Annotated in this window: 16 protein-coding genes; 12 read left to right on the top strand and 4 right to left on the bottom strand. The window is 57.9% G+C overall.

The features are described 5' to 3' along the window. Positions 1-28: 28 nt before the first annotated feature. Positions 29-1,768, bottom strand: a complete 1,740-nt coding sequence (locus tag G7G_RS0105375) for a serine protease (protein WP_010439271.1) — start codon at positions 1,766-1,768, stop codon at positions 29-31. A 207-nt stretch (positions 1,769-1,975) separates the two neighbouring features. Here G7G_RS0105375 and G7G_RS0105380 point away from each other — a divergent pair, with 207 nt between their 5' ends. Then, positions 1,976-2,917 (top strand): glycine--tRNA ligase subunit alpha, encoded by a 942-nt coding sequence (locus G7G_RS0105380; RefSeq protein WP_029621752.1) that lies wholly within the window; start codon positions 1,976-1,978, stop codon positions 2,915-2,917. On the opposite strand, the gene G7G_RS0105385 is transcribed toward G7G_RS0105380, so the two are convergent. Beyond that, on the bottom strand, positions 2,914-3,546 hold the full coding sequence (locus G7G_RS0105385; protein WP_010439276.1) for a MarC family protein: 633 nt from the start codon (positions 3,544-3,546) through the stop codon (positions 2,914-2,916). The two genes, G7G_RS0105380 and G7G_RS0105385, sit on opposite strands and share 4 nt — an antisense overlap. A 78-nt stretch (positions 3,547-3,624) precedes the next feature. On the opposite strand from G7G_RS0105385, the gene G7G_RS0105390 reads away from it, so the two are divergent. From G7G_RS0105390 to glmM, 9 genes are all read left to right on the top strand, one after another. Then, complete coding sequence (locus tag G7G_RS0105390; protein WP_010439279.1) at positions 3,625-4,146, top strand: DUF6446 family protein; 522 nt, start codon at positions 3,625-3,627, stop codon at positions 4,144-4,146. A gap of 5 nt (positions 4,147-4,151) precedes the next feature. Next, positions 4,152-5,360 (top strand): sodium/glutamate symporter, encoded by a 1,209-nt coding sequence (gltS, locus tag G7G_RS0105395; RefSeq protein WP_010439281.1) that lies wholly within the window; start codon positions 4,152-4,154, stop codon positions 5,358-5,360. Between the two features lie 9 nt (positions 5,361-5,369). Then, on the top strand, positions 5,370-7,589 hold the full coding sequence (glyS, locus tag G7G_RS0105400) for a glycine--tRNA ligase subunit beta (RefSeq protein WP_010439285.1): 2,220 nt from the start codon (positions 5,370-5,372) through the stop codon (positions 7,587-7,589). A 12-nt stretch (positions 7,590-7,601) separates the two neighbouring features. Next, on the top strand, positions 7,602-10,187 hold the full coding sequence (locus G7G_RS0105405) for a putative PEP-binding protein (protein WP_010439288.1): 2,586 nt from the start codon (positions 7,602-7,604) through the stop codon (positions 10,185-10,187). A 186-nt stretch (positions 10,188-10,373) separates the two neighbouring features. Continuing rightward, a complete protein-coding gene (locus tag G7G_RS0105410; RefSeq protein WP_029621754.1) occupies positions 10,374-11,012 on the top strand; it encodes a cell wall hydrolase in 639 nt (212 codons plus the stop codon). A 73-nt stretch (positions 11,013-11,085) separates the two neighbouring features. Then, positions 11,086-12,459, top strand: coding sequence for a multicopper oxidase family protein (locus G7G_RS0105415; RefSeq protein WP_010439294.1), 1,374 nt, complete (start codon positions 11,086-11,088; stop codon positions 12,457-12,459). Between the two features lie 104 nt (positions 12,460-12,563). Next, positions 12,564-13,484 (top strand): dihydroneopterin aldolase, encoded by a 921-nt coding sequence (locus tag G7G_RS0105420; protein WP_010439296.1) that lies wholly within the window; start codon positions 12,564-12,566, stop codon positions 13,482-13,484. Continuing rightward, a complete protein-coding gene (gene folP, locus G7G_RS0105425) occupies positions 13,481-14,479 on the top strand; it encodes a dihydropteroate synthase (protein ID WP_010439298.1) in 999 nt (332 codons plus the stop codon). Before G7G_RS0105420 ends, folP begins: the two co-directional genes overlap by 4 nt. A gap of 32 nt (positions 14,480-14,511) precedes the next feature. Next, positions 14,512-15,855, top strand: coding sequence for a phosphoglucosamine mutase (gene glmM / locus G7G_RS0105430; protein WP_010439300.1), 1,344 nt, complete (start codon positions 14,512-14,514; stop codon positions 15,853-15,855). Here the strand turns inward: glmM and G7G_RS0105435 are convergent. Then, positions 15,852-16,754, bottom strand: a complete 903-nt coding sequence (locus tag G7G_RS0105435; protein WP_010439303.1) for a DMT family transporter — start codon at positions 16,752-16,754, stop codon at positions 15,852-15,854. The two genes, glmM and G7G_RS0105435, sit on opposite strands and share 4 nt — an antisense overlap. 78 nt (positions 16,755-16,832) lie before the next feature. Here G7G_RS0105435 and G7G_RS0105440 point away from each other — a divergent pair, with 78 nt between their 5' ends. Both G7G_RS0105440 and G7G_RS0105445 read left to right on the top strand, forming a co-directional pair. Beyond that, complete coding sequence (locus tag G7G_RS0105440; RefSeq protein ID WP_010439305.1) at positions 16,833-17,144, top strand: ArsR/SmtB family transcription factor; 312 nt, start codon at positions 16,833-16,835, stop codon at positions 17,142-17,144. Further along, positions 17,141-17,596 (top strand): SRPBCC domain-containing protein, encoded by a 456-nt coding sequence (locus G7G_RS0105445; protein ID WP_010439306.1) that lies wholly within the window; start codon positions 17,141-17,143, stop codon positions 17,594-17,596. Before G7G_RS0105440 ends, G7G_RS0105445 begins: the two co-directional genes overlap by 4 nt. 45 nt (positions 17,597-17,641) lie before the next feature. Here the strand turns inward: G7G_RS0105445 and ilvC are convergent, their stop codons facing one another. After that, positions 17,642-18,664 carry a ketol-acid reductoisomerase gene (ilvC, locus tag G7G_RS0105450; RefSeq protein ID WP_010439309.1) on the bottom strand — a complete coding sequence of 341 codons (1,023 nt, stop codon included), beginning with the start codon at positions 18,662-18,664 and terminating at the stop codon, positions 17,642-17,644. Between the last annotated feature and the right edge of the window lie 44 nt (positions 18,665-18,708).

Below are 18,708 nucleotides of genomic sequence, written 5' to 3' on the forward strand. Positions count from 1 at the left end.
CCAGCGCCTTTTCAGTGATGTCAGATATTCAGTCCCAGCAATGAACTAATACAGTCATTCCACTGGCCCGGCGGCTTAGCTCGTTTGGTGAGATCTGGGTCGAGTTTTGTGCGGTTTGGCCGGAAACACCCGCCTTGTTCAGGACTTCTGTCAGGCGATCGACATTTGCCGCAAGGCTAACCGAGTCGGGCAGGGTGCGTCCCTCAGATGGGGTGGGTAGCAGCATGCCGACCACGTTGCCGCTGTCATCAAAGACCGGCCCGCCCGCATCCCCGGGCTGCGCGGCCAGCGCTAAACGTTTGACGCCATCTTCGCCGTTCAAGCCGCGAAGATCGGCGATCTCGCCAAAGGTCAGGGTGGGGGCACCCAAAGCGCCTTCGTAAGAAAAGCCCGAAACGGCGACCTGAGACTGAATACGGGGTTGGTCTGATTGGAATTCGGCGACGCTGATTGGGGCCAGTGTCTGGCTGGGGCGCAAAACGGAAACGCCAAGATCAGCGTCTTGCCATGCGACCTGAACCTCCAGACCACCGTCCAGAGTGATGCGGTTACAGCTGTCGGAAGCCTCCGATACAGTCAGGACTGTCCCGTTGCTATCGGCGTAGAAGCCGGATCGCGACAGTCGCGGTTTGCGGACCTGAAGACCCGAGACCAGATCAATGCGTTGTTCGGCCTCTGCCCCGGCACTGGCATCGAGCACCGCATCCGTTGGGGTGAAGCTAGCGCGCATTGCGGCCAGAACGCGGGCGCGTCGCGCTTCATCGCCTTCAGGCCAAACCAGAGTGAACCCCTTGATCTTCCCGTCCTTCAAGGCCGCCTGAGTGTGCGAGGTTATTCCCTGGCCGCGCCCCTCTATCGTAAAACTGTTCCCGCGTAAGGCGCGTTTGCCATCAAGCGGAACAATCTCAAGCGATTGCATCACCTGATACAGCGCCCGAAGGGTGGCGGGTGAACCTTCCTGGCTGATCAACAGCGCTTGAGCGTCCAGATCCGAGGCGGGTTTGAAATGCGCAAAGGGGGCTTCATAGCGATCAAATGCAATCACGCCCAGAGGCATGTCCAACTCGATCCCCGCTTGAACGTCGGAATATCGCGCCAAGCCGACGCCGATCAGCGGTGCGTTGTAGTCGTCCATCAGCGTCTTGCGCTGCAATGTTGTCAGAACGCCAGTTGCCTCAAACCCGTTGAAGCTTTGCCAATCGCTCATCGAGCGACGGGTACCCTGACCAAACGCACCGTCGATGGTCGAGTTGTAGAACCCGGCCGCCTGCAGCGCAGTCTGCAGGTCCTTGCGTTCCTGAGCCGTCAGCAGGCGTTCACCCTGCAGGGCTTCCGAACGCGTTTCGTCTGCGTCCTGCAAGCTCAAACCAATCGCTGGCTGTTCTGGTTGCTGTTCCGGCTGTACGGGTGCGTTGATCACACCCCGTTCAAGAATGTTGGCTCCAACAGGCCAGAACTGCTGAGCCAGCGCATTGGAAAAAGCGATGAAACTGTCTGACGGTATCTGGCGTTCAGCCCGGTAGACCCGCAATACCTGCTCGGCGTCATCGCGAATATATGGCCCGATTACAATGGCATACCAGCCCGAGTTCAGGCGAAATCCGTTCACATCTGGCAGGGCGTTTGCGTAAGCCTGAGCGCGCTCTCGCGCTTCGCGAAGCGAGGGCTGTGCCTCAATCTGGATCCAAACGCCGGCGTCTTGTTGGGCGAAAGCGGCGCGAAGACCGAAGAAGAGAAAGAATGTAATTACTGTAAATACGCGTGTCATTGTCTGCCCGTTTTATGCAGTGTTTTCACTTTGCCGCAGAGTACGCGGAATCGCGACCCGATGGCCATGCCCGGAATACGGGGAATTCTGGGTGTGGCTGCTCAGCGACAGCCAGTGCCGTTTGGCCCGTTGACGCCCCTTGGTGGCTTGCATAGGAAGGGCCAAACCCACTGAAACAGGGCGCAAATGGCGTCCAAGGGAAATGTCATGACCGAACCCAAAAGCGCTCCTCGTTCATTTCAGGAGATTATCCTGCGGCTTCAGACCTATTGGGCGTCGAAAGGCTGTGCGATCCTGCAGCCCTATGACATGGAGGTTGGCGCGGGTACGTTCCATCCGGCAACCACCCTGCGCGCGCTGGGATCCAAGGCTTGGGCCGCGGCCTACGTTCAACCCTCACGCCGCCCGACGGACGGGCGCTATGGCGAAAACCCAAACCGGTTGCAGCATTACTATCAGTATCAGGTGTTGATCAAACCCAGCCCGCCGGATCTGCAAGAGCTGTATCTGGGCAGCCTTGAGGCCATCGGTATCGACATGGACCTGCACGACATCCGGTTTGTTGAAGATGACTGGGAAAGCCCTACTCTGGGCGCGTGGGGACTGGGCTGGGAAGTTTGGTGTGATGGCATGGAAGTCAGCCAGTTCACCTATTTCCAGCAGGTCGGGGGCCACGACTGTACGCCGGTTTCGGGCGAGTTGACCTATGGTCTGGAACGTTTGGCGATGTATGTACTGGGCATCGATCATGTGATGGATATGCCGTTCAACGATCCGCAATCACCCAGTCCGCTAACTTATGGCGACATCTTCAAGCAGACCGAAGAGGAATACGCCCGCTGGAACTTTGATGTGGCCAATACCGAGGTCCTGCTGCGCCACTTCGAAGAGGCCGAGGCCGAATGCGCGTCCATTCTGGCGCAGGAACATGATGACCCGAAGACGGGCAAGCGCATCATCATGGCGCATCCTGCATACGATCAGTGCATCAAGGCCAGCCACATTTTCAATCTGCTTGACGCGCGAGGCGTGATCTCGGTGACCGAACGGCAGGCCTATATCGGTCGCGTCCGCGCATTGGCCAAGCAATGCGCCGATGCGTTCGTGCAGACCGAGGCCGCCGGGTTCGAGGTTTTATGCAACGCCTAGGCCAGACCGGGCAACAACGCCTTCAGGCCGTCTGCGATCATGCTGATTGCGATGGCCGCAAGGATCATGCCCATGAAGCGGCTCATGACCACGCGGGCATTGTCCGACAGCCGCTTGGCCAGCGCCGAGGCGTTCCAGAATGTACCCAGCAGCAAAGCGACGACAAACAGAAATACACCCGCATAGACAATGGCTTCGACCGGTGTCTTGATGTGATGCGCGTAGAGGATCAAGGTCGTGATCGTGCCGGGGCCGACCAGTATCGGAAAGGCCAAGGGATAGAAGGCAACCGTCTCGGGGGCCGGGTAGGATTTCTTTTCTCCGTCGGTCCCATGGTGCGAGCTGCTTTCGTTTCCGTTCAGCATGTTCAGCCCGATCATCAGGACGACAAGGCCACCGGCGACACGCAGGTCATCGACACTGATGCCAAACAGCCCAAGCGCTTGACTGCCAATTGCGGCGAAGGCTCCACCAAGGATCAAGCAGTAGAGCGCGGTTTTCACAGCCACTTTGCGTTGATCCGAAACGGGCAGGTCTTGCGTAACACTCAGGAACACAGGCAGGTTGGTGATCGGATTCATGATCGCGAACAGCGCGCCGAAAAATCCGACGGCAAGGGTGGTTTCCATGCGTGTAGCCTCGTTTCTGCTCGTACTAGTTTGAAACCTGTCCTATTTTCTGTGAACTTGAAAGAGGCGGCGTAATCGATGACTGGAAAACTGCTTGCGCTGATCCTTGTGATTTCTGCCGTTCTGGCAGGGGCCGGGATGTATTATCTGCAGGTCTATGGGTTCTATTATGAGGTCGAGCCACGCCCGGGCCAGGATGTGGTAGTGCTGGCGCGAGGGGCGGAGGCGCCCGAACCCATCGCTTACACTGCGTTCCAGGCCATTGACGCCGACAGCTCTCCGATCCGGTATAGGGCCTGTTTCGAAACTGAGATGATGCCGGATCAGATGGTGGATTTCATCCCTGTCGAGAACCCCGAGCCATTGACTGCGCCGGGATGGTTTGACTGCTACGACGCGGTCGCGCTTGCCGATGCGTTGAAAACAGGGCAGGCGCAGGCCTTCATGGGCGCCAAGAACATCCATTATGGTGTCGATCAGATCGTCGCCATTACACAGGATGGTAAAGGCTACATCTGGCACGCACTGAACAATTGCGGTGAAAAGGCCTATGACGGCACGGTTGTGGGCGAGGAATGCCCACCCAGACCCGAGGGTTGACGAAGATGGGTACGGTTGTTGACATTCCGGAGTTCCTGACCGCAACGCTGGGCTTTGCGGTTTACCTGTTGGGGGCCGAGATTAACGCCCGCGTTGCGCCCTTGCGCAGCTTCAACATCCCCGAGCCTGTGACCGGGGGCCTTTTGGCCTCGCTGGTGGTGTTGGCTCTGTATCTTGGATTTGGCATTGAGCTGTCATTTGGCTTGACCGCGCGAGATTTCCTATTGGTTCTGTTCTTTGCCGGGATTGGTCTGAACGCCCGTCTGTCCGATTTGATCGCGGGCGGCAAGCCATTGCTATTGCTTCTGATTTTGACGCTTCTAACCATCGTCGCGCAGAATGTGATCGGCGCTGCTGGGGCCGTGATGTTCGGATATCCGGCGCAAGCCGGGGTGCTATTCGGGTCTGCTGCGTTGATCGGGGGGCATGGGACCGCGATCGCCTGGGCACCCGAAGTTGCGGATGCCACCGGGCTGAGTGGTGCAACCGAGTTGGGTGCGGCCGTGGCTACATTGGGTCTTGTGTTGGCCGCCTTGGTCGGTGGGCCGATTGCGCGGCTGCTGATCGAGGGGCGCGAGCTCAGCCCCGAACGGCCGGGGGAAGAGCATACGGTGGGCTTGCCCAATGAGGTCGACCAGAAGTCCGAGATTGATCATCTGACAATCATGCGGGTTCTGCTGTATCTCAACCTCGCGATCATTTCCGGCGCGATTTTGAGCGAGGCGATCAGTGCGGCTGGGTTAAAGCTGCCCTTGTTCGTGCCCTGCCTGATCATGGGGATCGTAATCGCCAATCTGCGCAGCATGGTCGCACCGAACGCAAAGCCGGTTTCGCGCACACCATCGCTGGCACTGATATCGGAATTCGCATTAGGCGCATTTCTGGCGATGTCCTTGATGAGCTTGCAACTGTGGACCATCGCCGAGCTGGGCCTTGCAATCGCGGTGATCATGACCGCTCAGACGCTGTTTGCCGTCGTGTTCGTGATCTGGGCACTGTTCCCGCTGATGGGATCAAATTACCGCGCCGCCGTTCTGGCCGCTGGGTTCGGAGGATTCGCATTGGGTGCGACCCCGACCGCTATCGCGAATATGACCGCCGTAACCAAGCGATATGGACCTTCACCTATTGCCTTTATCGTGCTGCCCCTTGTATCCGCATTCTTTGTGGATATCGCCAATGCCATCGTCATCCAGACGATTGTCAATTTCTAAGGACCGACTATGCCCGACCTGCTGATCGAACTGTTCTCCGAAGAGATCCCCGCGCGGATGCAAGCCCGCGCCGGTGAGGATCTGAAAAAACGGATCACGGACGGTTTGGTCGAGGCTGGTTTGACCTATGCCTCTGCCGCTGCACTGACGACGCCGCGTCGCCTGACGCTGGCTATTGAGGGCCTGCTTGCGGAAAGCCCTACGATCCGCGAAGAGCGCAAAGGCCCCAAGGTCGGCGCGCCTGACAAAGCCATTGAAGGTTTTCTGCGCGGCGCTGGTCTGACCCGAGATCAGTTGGAAGAGCGCGACAGGCCCAAAGGCGCAGTCTATTTCGCCACCATCGAAAAGGCGGGCCGCCCGGCCGCTGAAATCATCGCCGAGGTTTTGGAAGCTACCATTCGAAACTTTCCCTGGCCTAAATCGATGCGCTGGGGGGCTGGATCGATGCGGTGGGTACGGCCTTTGCACTCGATCCTGTGTATCCTGACAGATGAGGCAGGCGTGCAGGTCGTGCCGCTTGAGGTCGAGGGGATCACATCCGGTGACACGACTGAGGGCCACCGTTTCATGGCCCCGAACCGGTTTTCTGTGACCTCGTTCGAGGATTATGCCGCCAAGCTGAAACGCGCCTTTGTGGTTCTGTCGCCCGAGGAACGTGCCGAGCATATCTGGAACGACGCTCAGAACATGGCCTTTGCCGCAGGTCTGGAAGTGGTTGATGACAAGGGTCTGCTCGCCGAGGTGGCCGGTCTGGTCGAATGGCCCGTTGTACTGATGGGGCAGATTGATGAGGAGTTTCTTGAGCTGCCGCCCGAGGTGCTGCAGACCTCGATGAAAGAGCATCAGAAGTTCTTTTCCGTGAAAAACCCCAAGACGGGCCGGATCGAACGCTTCATTACCGTCGCCAACCGTGAAACCGCCGACAATGGTGCGACCATTCTGGCAGGGAACCAGAAAGTGCTTTCAGCCCGTCTGGCCGATGCGAAATTCTTTTGGGAGAACGATCTGCGCGTTGCCAAGTCGGACATCGCCCAATGGACCCGCGCGCTGGAGAATGTGACCTTCCAAAACAAGCTGGGTACACAGGCCGAGCGGATCGACCGCATCGCCGCACTGGCCCGCGAACTCGCCCCGGTGATCGGGGCGGATGCCGATCAGGCTGAGAAAGCCGCGCGTTTGGCCAAGGCTGATCTGAACTCCGAAATGGTCTATGAATTCCCTGAACTTCAGGGGCTTATGGGGCGGTATTACATCGAAGCGGCTGGCGAGGACGCTGCCGTCGCGGCTGTGGCGCAAGAGCATTACTCGCCGCTGGGGCCGTCGGATGACGTGCCAACCGCTCCGCTTTCGGTGGCCGTGGCGCTGGCCGACAAGTTGGACACGCTGACCGGATTCTGGGCGATTGATGAGAAGCCGACTGGCTCGAAAGATCCGTTTGCGTTGCGTCGTTCGGCGTTAGGGGTAATTCGACTAATTGTGAATAACAATCTACGCCTTCGGTTGGACCGTTTCTTCGATAGCCAACTTGTTCGAGCAGAAAGCGCTATCAATGACGCCTTGCCCGAAACGAATGTCCGCGATCTCTTGGAAGAAATCGCAGAACATGGTGTCTTTGGTGCGTCATACCAGACAGTCAAAGAAAAGCTTGAAGGACTGCCCGCAACAGCATTTCTTGAGCTTGAGAAAAAGGTTCCTGACGCGTCTGACGATCTCCTTTCTTTCTTCCACGACCGGCTCAAAGTCTTCCTCCGAGACGAAGGCATCCGCCATGATGTCATCGACGCCTGTATCGCGATGGAGGGGAATGACGACCTCAACCTGTTGGTCAAACGTGCGCGTGCTCTGAACGCGGTGATTGCGACCGAGGATGGAGAGAACCTCGTGCAGGGGTTCAAGCGGGCCAACAATATCTTGTCTCAGGCGGAAGAGAAGGATGGGGTGGAATACTCCTACGGCGCGGATGTGAAATTTGCTGAGACCGACAGCGAAAAGGCGCTGTTTGCAGTACTTGATGCGGCAGAGGCCAAGATCGATCCCGCGCTGAAGGCCGAGGATTTCCCGGCAGCGATGGCAGCCATGGCCGAACTGCGCAAGCCTGTGGATGCGTTCTTTGAGGATGTGCAGGTCAACACCGAAAATGACATCCTGCGCCGCAACCGTCTGAACCTGCTGAGCCAGATCCGCAAGGTCTGCTCCAGCGTGGCTGATCTGACCCGGATCGAAGGATAACGCCCTTGCGCCATGGGCGCAGGGCCTTATGCTGCGGGCAAACCAAAAGGTGCCGCAGTGCAGAATAATCCGCATACCACGCTTATCACTCCTAAAGCGCCCGTTGCCGCCAATACCCATGGCGGCCGGGCGAAGTGCCTGCAACGTCTGGTCCGACTGGACATGCCGGTGCCGCGCACGGTGGCGCTGTCTTTTGACGCGGTGCAGCGCATCGCGGAAGGTCAGGTGCCTGACATCGCCGCCATTCTGGAACAATTCGATGCCGAGGCGCTGCTGTGTGTACGGCCTAGTTCAGAAGACCCAGATTGGGGTGGCCCGGGCGCAGTGCTGAACATCGGTATGAATGATGCGCGTTATCTCGATCGATCGGCGGATATGGGCGCAGAAGCGGCGGCGGCGCTCTATCTTCGGTTCGTGCAGAGCTACGCGCTGCATGTGGCCCGTCTGGACCCGGATGTATTCGATGATATCGAGACGGATGGTCGCGAAGGGCTGAGCTTGTATCTGCGCGCGTATGAAGATGAAACCGACGAGGTCTTCCCTCAGGATCGGGGTGAGCAGTTGATCGGTGTCTTGCGGTCGATGGCGCGGGCGTGGGATGGAACCTCGGCCCGGTTGCTGCGACAGGCCAAAGGGGCACCCGCAGATGCCGGGCTTGGACTGGTGATTCAGGAAATGATCCCGGGCGTGGGGCAAGGCGAATGTGGATCGGGCGTGCTGCAACTGATTGATCCGGCAACGGGCATGCCTCAGATCACTGGGCGGTATCTGAGCCAGAGCCAGGGGCGCGATGCGCTCGGCGAAGGCGTTGCTGCGCTGTATCTTGAGAAGGATGAGCGCGGACCATCACTGGAAGATGTGGCTCCCGAAGCTTTCGCAGATCTCAAGGCCAATGCTGCCTTGATGCGAGAGAAGCTGCGCGAAGAGATGCAAGTCGAGTTTGTCGTTCAGAACGGGCAGGTACATATTCTGGATGGTGTCCGGGTGCCACGCGGATCGCGCGCAGGCATGCGGATTGCGGTGCGTTTGGCCGAGGACGGGATCATCCCGCCGCAAGAGGCTGTGATGCGCATCGACCCGCACTCGCTGAATGAACTGCTGCACCGTCAGGTTCACCCAGACGCTGAACGTGATGTTCTGGCCACGGCCATCGCCGCAAGCCCGGGCGCTGCGACAGGTCGGATTGTATTTACCGCAGCCGAAGCGCAGGCCAGCGCTGCACGGGGTGAACCTTGTATTCTTGTGCGCCGTGAAACTTCGCCCGAGGATGTGCGGGGAATGCATGCCTCGGTTGCGGTGTTGACCGAAAAGGGTGGGATTACCAGCCATGCGGCGGTGATCGGCCGAGGTTTGGGACTGCCTTGTATTGTCGGCGCGTCCGAGATGCGGTTTCAAACCAAGAAAAAGCTGCTGAACGCTCCGGATGGGCGGGTGTTCAAAACAGGTGACATTCTGACCATCGACGGCACGTCCGGGCAGGTTCTGGCAGGCCAGCCGGAAATGCTTGAGGCAGCGCTGGATGATTGCTTTCAAACCTTGATGGGGTGGGCCGACGCCGAGCGGGACATTGCGATCCGCGCGAATGCCGATACGCCTGCCGATGCACAGACTGCGCGGAATTTTCAAGCAGAAGGGATCGGGCTTTGCCGGACGGAGCACATGTTCTTTGATCCGGGTCGTCTGACCGTGATGCGCGAGATGATTTTTGCGCAAACGCCCTCGGGGCGTGCTGCGGTGCTGGAACGCCTGCTGCCGATGCAGCGGCAGGATTTTGTACAGCTGTTTCGTATCATGGAGGGGCAGCCGGTTTGCATCCGCCTGTTCGATCCGCCATTGCATGAATTCCTGCCCACAACCCGTAGTGGACAGAGAGAACTGGCCGAGGCGCTGGACCTGCCCGTTTCTGATGTCGAGCGTCGGGTCGAGGCGATGAGCGAATACAACCCCATGCTGGGGCTGCGTGGCGTACGTTTGGGCGTGACTGTACCCGAAATCTACGACATGCAGGCGCGCGCGATCTTCGAAGCAACGTTGGAGGCCAGCAAGGAAGGCGCACCCGTGGTGCCCGAGGTGATGATCCCACTAGTTTCGGCCAAGCGCGAGGTTGAGCTGGTTAAAACCCGGATCGATACGGTCGCGGCCGAGGTTGCCACGGAGCAAGGGCAGGAATTCGATTATCGGTTGGGCGTGATGGTGGAAACGCCCCGGGCCTGTCTGCGCGCGAATGAGATTGCCCCGCATTCCGCCTTTCTCAGCTTTGGAACCAACGATTTGACTCAGATGACCTATGGATTGTCGCGCGACGATGCGGGGCGGTTCATGTCGGCTTATGTGAATTTGGGGGTCTTCAATGAAGATCCATTTCACGTTCTTGATGGGGACGGGGTTGGCGAATTGCTGAAGCTTGGGGCCGAACGTGGTCGGGAGGCTCAGCCAGACGTTACGCTTTCAGTATGTGGTGAACATGGTGGTAACCCCGAATCAATCGCCATCTGCCGAGCTCTGGGGTTTGACTACGTGTCCTGCTCTCCCTTCCGAGTTCCGGTCGCTAGGCTGTCTGCCGCTCAACTGGCGATTTCGTCCAAACTTGGGGGTTGACTAACTGTCCACTACCTAGAAATAGTGGCGAAGTAATTGCCCCGCTGTCGATGAAAATCGGTGGCGTAGGCGATTTTTTACTTGCATTTATTTGAAAACTGGACGTCTGCCTCGAAGTGGGGTATGTGCCTCGTCGCGCCCGCCGGGGGAGGGTATGGCGCGTTTGTGCCTGTGCGAGGTTATCTGATGAGACGCTACATAATGGCTGTCGCCGTGGGGGCCGCAGCCGTGCTGCCAAGTTTGTTGTTCGCCGAACGGCAGAACGACGAAAAACCTGTTGAACTGGTTGCCCGTAACGAGCTGCCAGCGCAGAACTTTCGCGACTATCTTACGCTGTTCAAGCCGCGTAAGGCACCGGAAAAGGTTGAAATCTCTTACACCAAAGGTTGGTTGGATCAGCAGCCCAACGCAAACGGAGATGAACATTTCCGTTGTCTTGCAGAGGCGCTGTATTTCGAAGCCCGTGGTGAAAGCGTACGCGGGCAATTTGCCGTAGCCGAAGTGATCATGAACCGCGTCGAAAGCGGACGCTTTCCGAATTCGCTTTGTGGTGTGATCAAGCAGGGAACCGGCAAGAAGTATCAGTGCCAGTTTACTTACACCTGCGATGGCCACAAAGAGGTCATCCACGAAAAGCGTGCTTACGAGCGTGTCGCCAAGGTTGCCCGTGCGGCGATTGATGGCGTTGCTGAAGAGATGACAGCGGGTGCCACACACTATCACACGAAGGCAGTTCGCCCGTCCTGGTCACGGGTTTACAAGGAAACTGCGCGGATTGGTGTGCATATTTTCTACAAGCACAACTATCGCACTGCCAGCAACTGATTGACGCACCAGCGCTGGAAAGGTGCTGGCTACAGGCGTTTTACCGACTATGTTGCGAGCCAGGAGGCTCGTAATGACCATATCACGCCGACAGTTTCTGCAATCGACCTTGGCCTTGTCGATGATGCCACGCGTGGCGATGGCATCGGCCTCCGAGTTGGTGGCACAGACTTCCATGCAGCAGATCGCGCCCCAAGGGTATCCGGAAACACCGATCTGGAGTTACGGCGGTGGTGTTCCGGGTAGCGAAATCCGTGTTCCACAGGGCGCCCGAGTGCGTCGCAAGCTTGTTAACATGCTGCCCCAACCAACGACTGTTCACTGGCATGGCGTCCGGATTGACAATGCGATGGATGGAGTGCCCGGTCTGACGCAGGAGGTCGTGCAGCCGAAGGCTAGTTTTGACTATGATTTCGAGGTGCCGGATGCGGGGACCTATTGGTACCACGCGCATAATCAATCTATGGAACAGGTCGCGCGAGGGCTTTATGGCCCTTTGATCGTCGAAGAGGCCAGCGGACCCGATGTTGATCAGGACCTGAGCCTGATGCTGGACGATTGGCGCCTTGACCCCGAAAGCGCAGAGATTTCAGGCGAGTTCGACAATGGTCATGATCTGAGCCATGCGGGTCGGCTGGGCAACCTTATAACGGTGAACGGAAAGTTTGACCCTTCTTATCCGGTACAGACGTCTGAACGATTACGCTTACGGCTGATCAATGCGGCGAATGCCCGGGTATTCGACGTCACGCTCGACGGGCTCGCCGGCTGGATCGTGGCGCTTGACGGTATGCCGCTTGAGGTTCCATTGCGGGTTGAAAACAGTTTCCCATTGGCACCCGCGCAGCGGGCTGACCTGATCGTTGATGTTTTGGCGAACTCGGGCCAGGCGGCGAGCATTGTCAGCGTGGAGCGGGACGGCGCATACGGATTGCTCAAGTTTGATGTGTCAGGAGTTTCATCACGTGTTGCGCGGACTGAAATTGATCCGCTACCGGTAAATCAGATGCCCGAAATTACACTGCAGAACACTCCGCTGCATCGTATGACGATGCAAGGTGGGGCAATGCGCTGGTTGGAAAGCGCCAACTTGGGCGATGCGGAGCTTTCAGGTCGTGAGTTGGCACAGCTTGGGCGATTCTGGGCATTGAACGGATATGCAGAGCGGCCGGATGATCCGTTTCTGGATGTGCGATTGGGATCGGTTCATCGGATTGAATTTGCAAATGAAACGGCATTTCCACATGCCATGCATCTGCATGGCCACCATTTTCGCATAATCTTGCAGGATGGTACGCTGGGGCCGTGGCGTGACACTGTTCTGGTCGAGCGTGGGCAGGTGCGGCAGGTGGCGCTTGTCGCCGACAATCCAGGTAACTGGCTGTTGCATTGTCACATGCTAGGCCATGCGGCATCGGGAATGATGAGCTGGTTTCGGGTCATGTAACGCCGCAATCGATAGCTGGAAAGGCGCATGTTACGGTGCTATACGCCCGCGAAACGCCTAAAGTGGGCTGTGATCAGTCCACCGAGCCCGAAAAGGTCCGACGTATGAGCTCTGAAATCCGCCTTGCCTTCGCGCATCCCTCTGAGCGGTCCGAGGCAACCGCACCTCGCGGTCCTTTGGATCGTATTTCTTTGCGGGATCACATTGTCGAAGTTGAGATCGGTGCCTTTCAGGCTGAACGCGGCACAACCCAACGTATCTGTTTCAACATCGTCGTTGAAGTGCGTCCGTTGAGCGATCCTATTGATGATGATGTGGATCGCATTCTGTCTTATGACAGAGTAACCGAAGCGATCGCGTTCGAATTGGCGGCTGAGCGGTTGAATCTTCTAGAAACACTGGCTGACCGCGTGGCTGAGCGAATTTTGCATGAGCCTCAGGCCGTAAGAGCCTTTGTTCGAATTGAAAAATTGGATCGCGGCCCCGGTGCGCTGGGGGTCGAGATCGTCCGCGGAAAGGATGCGGTGCATCACGACGTGACCGAAGAAGAGCGGCCTCATCCGCGGCTTGTTTTCCTGTCAAATGCCGCGATTGAATCCGAAAACCTGACTGGCTGGATCGATCAGCTCGAGAACCGTCAGCGCCCGCTGATCTTGTGTGTTGGTGCCTCTGATCTGGCGGTGCCGCAGACCGGCCATGCCATGACGCAACGCAGGATTGATCTGCTGGCGATCGAGCAGAACGCCTGGGTGTTGGCCGCAAGGGATTTCCGTTGCGTAGTCGTCTCGACACGGACCGAGTTGGATTGGGCGATGAAAAACGGTCAGATATGCGTTTGGGCACCGTCGAAAGTAGTGTTGGATGCGGTAGATGGCCCGTCTGCGGCACCGTCGGATGCAGTGGCGCTGGCTGCGTGGTTCGCGGCAACATTTGAAGCCAGCGAAATGCTGGTGATCGGCGGAGACCTGCCCGAGGCCCCTAAAACGCCGTTGCGTGCAGTTCCGGTCGAACAGGCGCAACTGTGACTGTCTATTATCGACCATTGGTTCAGCACGGCTCCTTGCGTCCTCAGGGTTCAGTACCTCTGGCCGGTCAGAATCTGTGGTTTACGCAGGCCGAAAAGATCGAGCGGAACAATGTCAGGAAGATCGTGAATGTCGTTGATATTCCTCCGGAATATCTGGATTCGTTGACGCGCGCGCGTACAACAGTCGCCGGGCTTGATATGGCGCAGCCTCAGATCATGGGCATTCTGAACGCAACGCCCGATAGCTTCTCGGATGGAGGGGTGCATAACTCGGTTGACACAGCGCGCACCGCTGCAGTCGAGATGGTGGCGCATGGTGCAAGCATTCTGGACATCGGCGGCGAGTCCACACGCCCCGGAGCTGATTTCGTGCCGGAGGACGAAGAAATTGCGCGTACGCGCCCCCTGATCGAGGCGATCCGCTCCGAAACCGATGCGTTGATCTCGATCGATACTCGTAAAGCCAGCGTTGCCAGAGCCGCGTATCAGGCAGGCGCAGGGCTGATCAATGACGTGTCGGGGTTCACTTTCGACCCGCAACTTGCGCCATTTTGCGCACAGATCGAGGCTCCGGTCTGCGTAATGCATATGCAGGGTGATCCGGCCACGATGCAGGATGACCCGCAATATGACGACGTTTTATTGGACGTTTACGATTTCCTAGATGGGCAAATCACTGAATTGGTAGGGCAGGGCCTGAACCGCGATCTGATTATCGTCGATCCCGGCATCGGGTTTGGCAAAAACACAGATCACAACCTAACCCTTTTGCGTAATCTCAGCCTGTTCCACGGGTTGGGCTGCCCAATCCTGTTAGGCGTTTCGCGCAAAGGGTTCATTGGCGAGATCGGCAAAGAGTCGCGCAAGGATGCCCGCGCGCCGGGATCAATCGCGGTTGCTCTGGCGGGAATATCACAGGGCGTGCAGATTGTGCGGGTACATGACGTGGCCGAGACGGCTCAGGCCTTGCGTCTATGGGCCGCCGTCCGGTAATCCGGACACAAGGAATTTCAGGAGAACGACTTATGCGCAAGCTGTTTGGAACCGACGGAGTGCGGGGCACCGCCAACACGCACCCGATGACGGCGGAAATGGCATTGCGTATCGGTGCTGCTGTGGGTCGGTATTTTCGCCGGGATGCGTCAGGCGTGCATCGGGTGGTCATTGGTAAGGACACAAGGCTGTCTGGCTATATGCTGGAAAACGCGTTGACGGCGGGCCTGACCTCTACGGGCATGAATGTGCTGTTGCTGGGGCCGGTGCCGACGCCCGCAGTCGGGTTGATGACTCGTTCGATGCGTGCAGATTTGGGCGTGATGATCTCGGCCAGCCACAACCCGGCGATCGACAATGGTATCAAGTTTTTTGGGCCAGATGGCTTCAAATTGTCTGATCAGGCAGAGATTGATATCGAACGGCTGATCGAAGAAGGCGTAAGCCCCGCGCAGGCACAGAACATCGGCCGTGCGCGTCGGGTCGATGATGCGCGCTTTCGTTACGGAGAGCGGGTGAAATCCTCGTTGCCGCGCGATCTGCGGCTGGGCGGGCTGAAGGTCGTGATCGACTGCGCAAATGGGGCGGCGCATCGGACAGCGCCCGAGGTTCTGTGGGAGCTGGGTGCGGATGTGATCCCGGTTGGGACTGCACCTGACGGCAAGAATATCAACCTCGATTGCGGCTCGACACAGCCGCGCGTAGCGGCTGAGACGGTGGTGTCGCATGGAGCGGATGTGGGGATCTGTCTGGACGGTGACGCCGACCGGGTGGTTGTGATCGACGAAACCGGGACCGTAGCTGATGGGGACCAGCTGATGGCTCTATTGGCGTCATCCTGGTCCCGCGCCGACCAGCTCAAAGGCGGTGCGCTGGTGGCAACGGTGATGTCAAACCTCGGGCTGGAACGGTATCTGGCGGGGCAAGGGCTGCGGTTGGAACGCACTGCCGTTGGTGACCGGTATGTAGTCGAACGGATGCGCGAAGGTGGCTTCAATCTGGGCGGCGAACAATCGGGCCATATTGTTATGAGCGATTATGCCACAACCGGCGACGGGCTTATGGCAGGGCTCCATTTTCTGGCCGAGATGGTACAGACCGGAAAGAAGGCCTCGGAACTGTCGCGCCAGTTTGAGACGGTGCCGCAACTGCTGAAAAATGTGCGTTTTGGTGCCGGTCAGGCGCCGCTTGAGGCCGCCAGCGTCCAAAGTGCTATTTCCGACGCCGAAGCACGCCTGAATGGTCAGGGACGCCTGTTGATCCGCAAATCAGGAACCGAACCTTTGATCCGGGTTATGGCTGAATGCGAAGATTCCGCCCTGCTGAACCAGGTTGTTGATGGGATCGTGGCCGAGGTCGAGGCCGCCACAGGCTAACGCCCGATCAGCATTTTACGCAGGCTGAACCATTGGCTGATCGCCAAACCGGTCAGAATCATGAGTAGAGCGATGTAGAAGCGCAGAGGCAAAGCCTCGGACAGAATCCACGCTCCGAATACCATTGACCAGATGGGCACCTGATAATTCACCAAGGTCATAAAAACCGATCCGGCGCTACGGATGATCGAAACGCGAAGCAGTGTGGCGAAGGCTGTTGGTATCAGCCCCAGAATTATGATGGCAAGTCCTGAGCGTGTGCCTTGCCATGTGGGTGTTCCTTCAGTCATCAGCATGATCGGCAATAAGATCACTGCGCCAACGACCAGTGTCAGTGCAGACAACGTTATCGGGTCAATTGGCGGACAACGGCGTGTAATAACGGATGAACTGGCATAGCAGAATGCCGCGCCGATACAGGCAAGCTGGGCCAGTGGCTCGGCCCCTTGGCCCAGCTGTGCCAGGCCGGGGCCGATCAGAACAAGCGCACCGGAAAATCCCAGCGATACCCCAACCAAGCGGCGCACGTACATAGGCTCATCCGAAAAGAAATGTGCCAATGGCAGCACCATGAGCGGAACCGCGGCCATCGACAGGCCCGCAAATGCCGATGGCACATATTGCTGGCCCCAACTCAGCAACACAAAGGGCAGGGCAGTAGAAAGCACTCCGATAACAGTGACGAACCACCAAAGTTGAGCACTCATCGCGGGCATTTTGCGCCGTGTGATCCGCATCAACATCAGCAGTGTGACCGCGCCCAGAGTTGTGCGCGCGGTGGCCACAGTAATGGGGCCATAGCCTTCAAGAGCTATGGCCACGACCATGAAAGTGGCCCCCCAGATGAGACCGAGCGCTGCGATGCCGCTCCAGTCGCGGTGGTCGGGTTGTTGAACCATTCCATCCCCTTATCCTGCGATCAGGTCGGTGTCACGATGCGATCTTGACTTTTTGTAAGTATTTACTTACCGTTAGTCATGACTTACCATGATACGTTCTATGCGTTAGGTGATCCGACCCGCCGGCAGGTGTTCGAAGCGGTAGCTGACAAGCCCCGTGCAGTAGGTGAACTGGCAGGTGAATTGCCCGTTAGTCGCCCTGCGGTATCCCAGCATCTGAAAGTGCTTTCCGACGCCGGTTTGGTCGAATGCCGCGCTGAAGGCACCCGACGGATTTATGCGGCGCGGCCCGGCGGGCTGAATGAAATGCGGGCGTGGTTAGAGCGCTACTGGTCTGATGTTCTGGAAAGCTTTGCAATTGAGGTAAATGAAGGGGGGCAGGACATATGACGGATCCAATCATCAAAACTGTAGTTGTAAATGCAGCGCCACAACAGGCTTTCGACATATTCGTCAAGCGCACGGCATCATGGTGGCCACTGAACCGGCACGCGGTATCTGCCGGAGCTGGCAAGGCGGCTTTGGGTGTCGTGATTGAAACTGAAGTTGGCGGCGCGGTCTATGAAGTGATGCATGATGGCGCACGGGCCAAATGGGGGGAGGTTCTGGATTATGAGGTCGGTCGCCACTTTGCTATGAGCTGGCATCCGGGCACTGATCCAGACAAACAGACCCGCGTCGAGGTGAAGTTCGAGGATCATGGGCAGGGACAAACCAAAGTTACGTTGACCCATTCTGGTTGGGAGGTCTGGGCCGCTGAGGCACAAACCAAGCGAGATGGCTATAACAGTGGCTGGGATTATGTACTTGCGACCTGTTTTGCCGATGCGGTGGGCAAATGAAAAGGGCGGCCACATGGGCCGCCCTTTCACTAACAGACGTCAGGCCTAGTTCTTTTCTTTGTCGACCATTTTACCGGCCGAGATCCAAGGCATCATACCACGCAGTTTGGCACCGGTTTCTTCGATCATGTGCTCGTCATTGGCGCGGCGGGCCGCTTTGATGGTCGGCTGACCAACGGCGTTTTCCAGCATGAAGTCACGAACGAATTTGCCCTGCTGGATGTCGTTCAGAACCTCTTTCATTCGTGCTTTGGTCTCGTCGTATTTCAGGATACGCGGGCCGGTGACGTACTGGCCGTATTCGGCCGTGTTCGAGATCGAGTAATCCATGTTGGCGATGCCGCCTTCATAGATCAGGTCCACGATCAGCTTCACCTCGTGCAGACACTCGAAATAGGCCATCTCGGGCGCGTAGCCAGCTTCGACCAGCGTTTCAAAGCCGCAGCGGATCAGCTCTACCAGACCACCGCACAGAACGGCTTGTTCGCCGAACAGGTCGGTTTCGCATTCTTCGCGGAAGTTGGTTTCGATGATGCCCGAACGCCCGCCACCGATGGCTGAGCAATAGGACAGGCCGATTTCCAGCGCTTTGCCGGTCGCATCGTTGTCGACCGCGACGAGGCAAGGAACACCGCCGCCTTTGGTGTATTCACCGCGCACAGTGTGGCCGGGGCCTTTAGGGGCCATCATGATGACGTCGACACCTTCTTTCGGCTCGATCAAGCCGAAGTGCACGTTCAGGCCGTGGGCAAACGCAATCGCGGCGCCCGGCTTGATATTGTCATGCACGTATTTCTTGTACGTCTCGGCCTGCAGTTCGTCGGGCATGGTGAACATGATGACGTCGCACCAAACGGCGGCTTCAGCGATGTCCATCACTTCCAAACCTTCCGCTTCGGCTTTCTTCGCTGAAGGCGAACCTTCGCGCAGCGCTACGACAAGGTTCTTGGCGCCCGAGTCACGTAGGTTCAGAGCGTGGGCGTGACCTTGCGAGCCGTAGCCCAGGATGGCCACTTTCTTGTCTTTGATCAGGTTGATGTCGCAATCGCGATCGTAATAGACGCGCATTTTGCCGGTCCTTTCTGTTTCGATTGCGGTGGTTTTTACTTTGT

This window comes from Ruegeria conchae (genome assembly GCF_000192475.1).
In the GTDB taxonomy this organism is placed as follows: domain Bacteria; phylum Pseudomonadota; class Alphaproteobacteria; order Rhodobacterales; family Rhodobacteraceae; genus Ruegeria; species Ruegeria conchae.

Bases quoted from the DNA above. Each gene is read 5' to 3' on its own strand.
- G7G_RS0105435 (WP_010439303.1), bottom strand. From the start codon at position 16,754: ATGGTTCAACAACCCGACCACCGCGACTGGAGCGGCATCGCAGCGCTC.
- G7G_RS0105445 (WP_010439306.1), top strand. From the start codon at position 17,141: ATGACGGATCCAATCATCAAAACTGTAGTTGTAAATGCAGCGCCACAA.
- G7G_RS0105415 (WP_010439294.1), top strand. From the start codon at position 11,086: ATGACCATATCACGCCGACAGTTTCTGCAATCGACCTTGGCCTTGTCG.
- glyS (WP_010439285.1), top strand. From the start codon at position 5,370: ATGCCCGACCTGCTGATCGAACTGTTCTCCGAAGAGATCCCCGCGCGG.
- G7G_RS0105385 (WP_010439276.1), bottom strand. From the start codon at position 3,546: ATGGAAACCACCCTTGCCGTCGGATTTTTCGGCGCGCTGTTCGCGATC.
- gltS (WP_010439281.1), top strand. From the start codon at position 4,152: ATGGGTACGGTTGTTGACATTCCGGAGTTCCTGACCGCAACGCTGGGC.
- G7G_RS0105420 (WP_010439296.1), top strand. From the start codon at position 12,564: ATGAGCTCTGAAATCCGCCTTGCCTTCGCGCATCCCTCTGAGCGGTCC.
- G7G_RS0105390 (WP_010439279.1), top strand. From the start codon at position 3,625: ATGACTGGAAAACTGCTTGCGCTGATCCTTGTGATTTCTGCCGTTCTG.
- G7G_RS0105380 (WP_029621752.1), top strand. From the start codon at position 1,976: ATGACCGAACCCAAAAGCGCTCCTCGTTCATTTCAGGAGATTATCCTG.
- G7G_RS0105440 (WP_010439305.1), top strand. From the start codon at position 16,833: ATGACTTACCATGATACGTTCTATGCGTTAGGTGATCCGACCCGCCGG.
- glmM (WP_010439300.1), top strand. From the start codon at position 14,512: ATGCGCAAGCTGTTTGGAACCGACGGAGTGCGGGGCACCGCCAACACG.
- ilvC (WP_010439309.1), bottom strand. From the start codon at position 18,664: ATGCGCGTCTATTACGATCGCGATTGCGACATCAACCTGATCAAAGAC.
- G7G_RS0105405 (WP_010439288.1), top strand. From the start codon at position 7,602: ATGGGCGCAGGGCCTTATGCTGCGGGCAAACCAAAAGGTGCCGCAGTG.
- G7G_RS0105410 (WP_029621754.1), top strand. From the start codon at position 10,374: ATGAGACGCTACATAATGGCTGTCGCCGTGGGGGCCGCAGCCGTGCTG.
- G7G_RS0105375 (WP_010439271.1), bottom strand. From the start codon at position 1,768: ATGACACGCGTATTTACAGTAATTACATTCTTTCTCTTCTTCGGTCTT.